Below are 5,929 nucleotides of genomic sequence, written 5' to 3'. Positions count from 1 at the left end.
GCCGAGGCCTATCGCGCCGCTCAGGAGGAGGGGGGCGATCCGGTCCTGGCGGTGATGTGCGCGACGGGCCGCAGCCGCCGCAAGTCCCTGCGGCTGATCGCGGCGGCGCGCGACGCGGGATTCCTGGCCCCGCGCCACAACAGGCGGTGACCCGCGGCGGGCGGGGCGGCGCTCAGCGCATCCGCCGCATCCGGCCGATCTCCGCCGTCTGCTGAGCGATCACGTCGTCCGCCATCTCCTCCACCTGCACGTCGTTCCCGTCGCTCTTCACCTGCGTGGCCATCGTCACCGCGCCCTGGTGATGCGTGATCATGAGCTTCAGGAACAGATCGTCAAATGCCGTGCCCCGTGCGGCCCGCAGACTCTTCAGCTGCGCCGCGCTCGCCATCCCCGGCATCGTCTCGTGCCCCGCGTGACCCGACGGGGACTCGCTGCGGCCGTGCTGCTTCAGCCAGCCGCGCATCACCTCGACCTCAGGGCCCTGTGCGGCGGAGATCCGCTCGGCGAGCCGCTTCACCGGAACCGACTGGGCCTGTTCCGGGGCCAGTTCGGTCATCTTCAGCGCCTGTCGGTGGTGCAGGATCATCATCTGCGCGTAGTGCACGTCGGCCGAGTTGGGCCCTTCGTCCACGTTGCGCCGCTGTGCGTCCTGCGCCGAGAGGGTCTCCGCGGCCTCCCCGGGCTTGCCCGGCGCGATGACCGAAGGTCCGCTGGAGGCAGGGGAGTTGGCCGCACCGGATCCGCCCGCGTCGCAGGCTGCCGTGCCCAGTGCGAGTGCCGCGAGCAGCGCGGGGAGAGCAACTTTGATGACGATTCCGTTGCCCTCTTTTGATCTGTGCATGAGGAAGACGATACTCGGGGAATCCGTGAACCGTTCACGTATCAGCGACGTCATCGTCAATCAGGAGACAACAGTGACCCTGTTGCACAGCCCGACCCGAACGCGCCGCAGACGCCTGGCAGTTGGCGCCGCCGCTGCCGGGCTTCTCGCGGCCCTGCTCACCGCCGGCCCGGTGTCGGCCACCCCTGACCCCGGCGACGGGTCGGGGGCGGCCAAGAGCGTCTCGGGCAGCGCGCAGTCCGAGGCGAAGGCGGCGATAGCCGCCGGTGAGATACCCGGCCAGGACGAGATCGCCCACTCCGACAACATCCAGCACCTCACCAACATCCCCAAGGACGCGCTGCCCGGGTTCAACACGGACCTCGCGTTCCAGGGCAAGTACGCCTTCGCCGGGAACTACGACGGCTTCCGCATCTTCGACCTCAGCAACCCGAAGGCGCCGAGGACCGTCGCGCAGGTGCTGTGCCCGGGCTCCCAGAACGACGTCTCCGTCTCCGGGAACCTGCTGTTCCTGTCCACGGACAGCTCCCGCAGCGACAACTCCTGTGCCTCCACCACCCAGCCCGCGACCGAGAAGTCGTCGTGGGAGGGCATGAAGGTCTTCGACATCAGCGACAAGCGGAACCCGAAGTACGTCGCCGCCGTCGAGACGTCCTGCGGCTCGCACACGCACACCCTGGTGCCGCAGAAGAAGAACGTCTACGTGTACGTCTCCTCGTACTCGCCGAGCGCCACGTTCCCCGACTGCCAGCCGCCGCACGACGGCATCTCCGTGATCAAGGTGCCGCGCAAGGCGCCGCAGAAGGCCGCGGTCGTGAACTTCCCGGTGCTCTTCCCCGGTGAGGGCGCGGACGGCGGTGGCAACCCGGGCGCTCCCACCAACCCGGGCGTCTCCAAGACCACCGGCTGCCACGACATCACCGTGCTGCCCTCCAAGGACCTGGCCGCCGGGGCCTGCATGGGTGACGGCATCCTGTTCTCCCTCAAGGACCCGGAGAACCCGAAGGTCATCGACCGGGTCCAGGACAACGTGAACTTCGCGTTCTGGCACTCCGCGACCTTCAACCAGAGCGCGAAGAAGGTCGTGTTCACCGACGAGCTGGGCGGCGGTGGCGCCGCCACCTGCAACGCCGAGATCGGCCCGAACCGCGGCGCCGACGGCATCTACGACATCGTCGGCAAGGGCGACAAGCGCAAGCTCGTCTTCCGCAGCTACTTCAAGATCCCGCGCCACCAGGCCGACACCGAGAACTGCGTCGCGCACAACGGCTCGCTGATCCCGGTCACGGGCAAGGACCTCATGGTCCAGGCCTGGTATCAGGGCGGCGTCTCCGTCTGGGACTTCACGAACTCCACGAAGCCCAAGGAGATCGGCTACTTCGAGCGCGGACCGCTGACCACCGACGAACTGGTCGTCGGCGGCTCCTGGTCGGCGTACTACTACAACGGCTACATCTACTCGAACGACATCGAGAAGGGCTTCGACGTCCTGAAGCTCAGCGACCGGCGCACGGACCAGGCCAAGCGGGTCCACCTGGACGAGCTCAACACCCAGACGCAGCCGGACTACTTCGACTGACCGGACCGATCCGTCCGATCCATCCGGTCCGTCTGATCGGTCTGATCGGTTCGCGCGGGCCGGCCCGCGGTGTCCGGGGCCGGCCGCAGCGGTTCGAAGTAGCGTGAGAAATCGGCCGGTCGGCCGTGTGCGGGGCTGCCGTCGGGCGAGGCGTCGTCGCTCTCGCCCGGCGGGAAGCCCTGCTCCCACTCCAGGTCGTAACGGTCGAAGAGCTCGGCGCGCATCGTCGCCATCGGCATCGGGACGCCCGGCACGAGCATCGCGAACACGGCGCCCATCAGCACGGCGCGCAGCAGCGGATAGTCCCGGTCGACGTCGAGCGTGCCGTGCCGCGTGACCGTGTCGCGCAGCAGTTCCGCGAGCCGCTGCTGCTCGGGGCACTGCACGAACCCCTCCGCGTGCAGGATCCCCGCCATGTGCGTACGCATCAGCACGGGCTGGTCCCTGGCCAGGCCCAGGATCGCGTCGATGGCCCGGGCGAGCCGCTCGTTCCCGTCCTGCGTGCGCGGCGCGCGCTCCAGGGTCTCCTCCAGCGTCCGGTGCATCAGCCGGTGCACCGCCGACTGCAGCAGGTGCCGCTTGCCCGGGAAGTAGTACGAGACCAGACCGCGTGCCGATCCGGCGCGGTCCGCGATGTCGCCGAGGGTCGTCGCGTCGTACCCGCGCTCCCCGACGAGTTCCAGCGTCGCCTGCAGGAGCCGTTCGCGGGAACGTCGGCGCAACTCCTCATTGACCGATGCGCTGCGGGGGGACATCCTTGACTCCTGCGTTGACTGGCTTCCAGCCAACTATACTCAGCGCGGTCCGGCCACCGGCCCCGTGGGGTGCGGTGTGCCCGGGGCACGGGCCGTATCGGGCGACGCGGGGGATCGTCCGATACGGCCGCGATTCCTGGACCGGTCTCCGGACGGTGTCGGTGCCGCCCGGGGGCCGAGTTCGCCCCTTCCCGGCGCGCGGGCCGGCGGGACGCTTCCTACAGTGGCCTGGGGGCCATGTTCCCGAGGAGGCGTACGCCATGGACGGACACCGGTCATGACCCGCAGGCCGTACCGCGGGCACCTGATCACCGTCACGTTCGACGGACAGCGGTGCCTGCACGCCGCGGAGTGCGTACGCGGTCTGCCGCAGGTCTTCGACACGCAGCAGCGGCCGTGGATCCAGCCGGACGCCGCGCCCGCCGACCAGGTCGCGGCCGTCGTACGCCGCTGCCCCTCGGGCGCGCTCCGCTACGAACTCGTCGACGGCACCGTGGAGTTGCCGCCGATGGCCACGACCGTGGAACGGACGGCGGACGGCCGGCTCGTGCTCCGCGGCGATCTGCGCATCCGCGCGGCGGACGGCGCGGAGTCCGTGCAGACGCGGGCCACGCTGTGCGGCTGCGGGGTCAGCGAGAACCAGCCGTACTGCGACCACGGCGGTGACTGCGGCGCCCCGGGCGCCGGTTAGACGAGGCCGAGGACCGGGCGCAGGCCGTCGGGGCGCCGGTCCGCCGGCAGGTGGTCCACGAAGTGCACGGCGCAGCCCAGCGCGGCGGCGCCGCCGTCCGCCCGCCGGTCGTCGCCGACCATCAGGACGTCGCCCGGGGCCACGCCGAGCGCCTGGCACGCGGCCGTGAACAGGCGCGGGTCCGGCTTGGTGACCCCGTACCGGTAGGACAGGACGTACGCGTCGACGTACGGGTCGAGACCGTGCGCCACGAAGACGGGGCGGGGGTCCCAGCCGATGTTGCTGACGACGGCCACCGGGATGCCGCGCTCGCGCAGGCCCGCCAGCACCCCGAGCGCGTCCGGGTACGGATGCCAGGCCACGGGCAGCATGTGCCGGTCGTACAGGGCGTCGTAGAGCCGGTCGTCCGGCAGCGGGACCTCGCGGGCCAGGCCCGTGTACGCGGCCCGGTGCCGGGAGGCGTCCACGTCGCGGACGGCCACCAGCTCGGCCAGGTGGTCGGGGACCTCTACGTGGTGCGTCGTGCCGCCGGGCAGCGCACCGACCTCGTCCAGAGCGTGCGTCGCGCGCGCGAACTCGTCGTCGGACAGGGACAGCTGGGCCTCGTCGAGGACCGCGCGGAGCCAGGACGCGGTGGACTCGATGCGAAAGAGCGTCCCGGAGAAGTCGAAGAGCACGGCTTTGAGCGTCATGCGTCCGATCCTGCGCGGTGGCGAAGTCGCTGGTCAAGGGCGGGCGTCGGGGTCCTGGTGGGGGGCGCGCCACTTCGCGTACGCCGCTGTGGACAGCAGTACCGTCAGCGCCCCGAGCAGCCAGCCGCCCAGCACGTCCGAGGGCCAGTGCACCCCCAGCCACAGCCGGGTCAGGCCCACTCCGAGCACGGAGACCACCGCGACCGCCAGGGCCGCCACCCGCACGGCCGTTCCGGCTCCGTACCGGCGCAGCAGCCACAGGGCCAGGCCGCACACGACCGTCGCCGTCATCGCATGGCCCGAGGGGTACGCCGCGTAGTGCGCCGAGTCCACCGGCACGCGCCATACCGGGCGCGGCCGGTCCACGGCCGATTTGAGGATCTGCTGGACGAGACTGCCGAGCGCGCAGGTGGCCAGCAGCCACACCCCGAGCACCCGGTCGCGCAGCCGCCACACCACGCCCGCCGCGAGGACCGCGCACAGGGCGCGCATCGTCCACGGATCCCACACCCAGTCCGTGAGGACCCGGCTGGCGTGCGTGACGCCGGGCTCGGCCAGCGCCCCCCGGTGCAGGGCCCGGACGACGGCGGAGTCCAGGTCCATGAGGGGGGCCCAGCGGGACGCCACCAGGAGCAGCAGCACCACGCAGGCCAGGGCGAGGGCGATCGAGAGCGGGGTGCGGCGGGAGGGGGACGGGGGATCGAGGTGCGCCGGATACATGGGGAAGATCCTCGCCCATCGTGGGCGGTGCGGACTATCCCAGCGCGCGCAGACCCGGCCCGAACGTCACGAGAAGCGGCACCAGGGGGACCAGCGCGGCCGCCGCGGTCAGGCGCAGCCGGCGGGCCGGGGTCAGCCGGGTCGGCGGTGCCAGCAGTCGGTGCACCCGCTGCGGGACGTGCGCCTGCGGCGTGGGGCAGGGGCCGAACACCCCGCGGTCCTCGTTGAGTTCGACCAGCGCCAGGGCGATGGTGAGCCGGCCGAAGCGGCGCGAGGCGACGTCGTCGGCGGCCAGTTCGACGAGCCGGTGCATCTCGTCGCGGAACGCGGCGAACACCGGGACCTGCGGGAATCCGGCGGCCAGCGCGCCCGAGGAGTGCAGCAGCCAGTCGTGCCGCCACCGGGCGTGTCCCTGCTCGTGCGCGAGCACCGCGTCCAGCTGACGGCCCTTCAAGCGCTGCAACGCGGCCGTGGTGATGACCAGTTGAGGCGTCGTGCCGGGCAGCCACCAGGCGTCGGGCCGTTCGCCCTCCAGCACCACCAGGCGATCGGAGCCGGGCTCCTCGCCGGGCAACAGCGGGGCGCGGACCTGGAGTTCGGTCCGCCGCTGCCGGCGCCGGGCCCCCGCCCGGCGCACCTCGCGCACCAGCA

Annotated in this window: 8 protein-coding genes; 3 read left to right on the top strand and 5 right to left on the bottom strand. The window is 71.7% G+C overall.

Features of this window, described 5'->3' with window-relative positions; translation table 11 throughout:
• Positions 1–150 (top strand): DUF6214 family protein (locus tag G3I40_RS47695; RefSeq protein ID WP_239092181.1); only part of this gene is annotated, 150 nt, incomplete at its 5' end.
• 22 nt (positions 151–172) lie between these two features.
• Here G3I40_RS47695 and G3I40_RS38225 read toward each other — a convergent pair.
• Positions 173–841: a DUF305 domain-containing protein gene (locus G3I40_RS38225; RefSeq protein WP_164559420.1), complete on the bottom strand. Its 669-nt coding sequence runs from the start codon at positions 839–841 to the stop codon at positions 173–175.
• 73 nt (positions 842–914) lie between these two features.
• Here G3I40_RS38225 and G3I40_RS38220 point away from each other — a divergent pair, with 73 nt between their 5' ends.
• Positions 915–2,420, top strand: coding sequence for a hypothetical protein (locus G3I40_RS38220; RefSeq protein WP_164559421.1), 1,506 nt, complete (start codon positions 915–917; stop codon positions 2,418–2,420).
• Here G3I40_RS38220 and G3I40_RS38215 read toward each other — a convergent pair.
• Positions 2,408–3,175, bottom strand: coding sequence for a TetR/AcrR family transcriptional regulator (locus tag G3I40_RS38215; protein ID WP_164559419.1), 768 nt, complete (start codon positions 3,173–3,175; stop codon positions 2,408–2,410). The two genes, G3I40_RS38220 and G3I40_RS38215, sit on opposite strands and share 13 nt — an antisense overlap.
• Positions 3,176–3,452: 277 nt before the next feature.
• Between G3I40_RS38215 and G3I40_RS38210 the strand changes: the two genes are divergently transcribed.
• Positions 3,453–3,866 carry a (4Fe-4S)-binding protein gene (locus G3I40_RS38210; RefSeq protein ID WP_164559418.1) on the top strand — a complete coding sequence of 138 codons (414 nt, stop codon included), beginning with the start codon at positions 3,453–3,455 and terminating at the stop codon, positions 3,864–3,866.
• Here G3I40_RS38210 and G3I40_RS38205 read toward each other — a convergent pair.
• The 3 genes from G3I40_RS38205 to G3I40_RS38195 form a co-directional block, all read right to left on the bottom strand.
• On the bottom strand, positions 3,863–4,558 hold the full coding sequence (locus G3I40_RS38205) for an HAD-IA family hydrolase (RefSeq protein WP_164559417.1): 696 nt from the start codon (positions 4,556–4,558) through the stop codon (positions 3,863–3,865). The two genes, G3I40_RS38210 and G3I40_RS38205, sit on opposite strands and share 4 nt — an antisense overlap.
• Positions 4,559–4,591: 33 nt before the next feature.
• The gene (locus G3I40_RS38200) at positions 4,592–5,278 is read right to left on the bottom strand and encodes a phosphatase PAP2 family protein (RefSeq protein ID WP_164559416.1); all 687 of its coding nucleotides are present in this window, start codon (positions 5,276–5,278) and stop codon (positions 4,592–4,594) included.
• Positions 5,279–5,312: 34 nt separating this feature from the next.
• On the bottom strand, positions 5,313–5,929 hold a 617-nt coding region (locus tag G3I40_RS38195), incomplete at its 5' end, for a M56 family metallopeptidase (RefSeq protein WP_164559415.1).

It is taken from the genome of Streptomyces sp. SID14478 (assembly GCF_010548525.1).
Lineage (GTDB): Bacteria > Actinomycetota > Actinomycetes > Streptomycetales > Streptomycetaceae > Streptomyces.
The sequence above is the reverse complement of the archived record's forward strand: the minus strand, read 5'-3'. Positions and strand labels throughout refer to the sequence as shown.

What these genes read in the sequence shown, in the direction of transcription:
- G3I40_RS38210 (WP_164559418.1), top strand. Translation starts at nt 3,453, where the DNA reads ATGACCCGCAGGCCGTACCGCGGGCACCTGATCACCGTCACGTTCGAC.
- G3I40_RS38225 (WP_164559420.1), bottom strand. Translation starts at nt 841, where the DNA reads ATGCACAGATCAAAAGAGGGCAACGGAATCGTCATCAAAGTTGCTCTC.
- G3I40_RS38205 (WP_164559417.1), bottom strand. Translation starts at nt 4,558, where the DNA reads ATGACGCTCAAAGCCGTGCTCTTCGACTTCTCCGGGACGCTCTTTCGC.
- G3I40_RS38215 (WP_164559419.1), bottom strand. Translation starts at nt 3,175, where the DNA reads ATGTCCCCCCGCAGCGCATCGGTCAATGAGGAGTTGCGCCGACGTTCC.
- G3I40_RS38200 (WP_164559416.1), bottom strand. Translation starts at nt 5,278, where the DNA reads ATGTATCCGGCGCACCTCGATCCCCCGTCCCCCTCCCGCCGCACCCCG.